Source organism: Psychrobacter sp. 1Y4, assembly GCF_051847555.1.
In genome coordinates this window covers 1-712 of sequence record NZ_JBPYDE010000541.1, presented here as the reverse complement: position 1 = coordinate 712, position 712 = coordinate 1, and the positions used below count along the sequence as shown (strand labels likewise).

Annotated in this window: 2 protein-coding genes; both read right to left on the bottom strand. The window is 45.2% G+C overall.

Annotation, left to right across the window (positions count from 1 at the left end):
* A partial coding sequence (locus tag ACS8FC_RS17445; RefSeq protein ID WP_439297714.1) for an SDR family NAD(P)-dependent oxidoreductase occupies window positions 1–356 on the bottom strand: 356 nt, incomplete at its 3' end.
* Window positions 353–712, bottom strand: a 360-nt coding sequence (locus ACS8FC_RS17440; RefSeq protein ID WP_439297713.1) for a hypothetical protein, incomplete at its 5' end; no start/stop codon positions are given. The genes ACS8FC_RS17445 and ACS8FC_RS17440, both read right to left, overlap by 4 nt.

Below are 712 nucleotides of genomic sequence, written 5' to 3'. Positions count from 1 at the left end.
AATGCTTGTAAATTAATCGCTAGCATCTGATTGCTGTCGACTTGGTTCAACTGATGGACACGTTCATTAGTATAACTGCCAGCACTATAGATAAGCCTTTGAAATCTAATATTCGACAAGCTGTCCAACAACGCTTGTGTCTGATTCTGATCGGTCAAGTCGCATGCATAGGTCACGATAGTAGGATATTGGCTGTTGATATCGGCTATCTTTGCCGCATTACTTCCTACAACGCTCACCTGCCAGCCAAGCGCTTGATGATGCAGCGCCAATGCCAAGCCAAGACCACTTGTACCACCAATAACGATAATATGCGGCGTGTTGCTCATATGACTAGATAACTTAGCGGGTTTCATAGGTCATGCTGCTGTATGTAATCGGTCGTACGTTGGTAGCCGTACTGCCATTGCGCCTGCATTTGCTGCACAAAGCCATCATAGTCACGATGTATTAGCTCAACGGTCATTTGTTTTAGATTAAAACGCTTTTGCACATTTTTCCCTATTAGTTGCTGCGCATTATCTGCGAATGGCAGCCAATGTAGCTGATGGTTTTTACTAGTAGTATGCGATGGCTCTATCATTGGATTATAACCATGTACTTGTGCCAAACGCGCATTGGGATCAAAGCCAAAAACACGCTGAATCGCTGGGGCAGCAAGCCATGAGTCATACCCTGCTTTGGTCTCGGCAAATACCGTCTCAGCCAACTG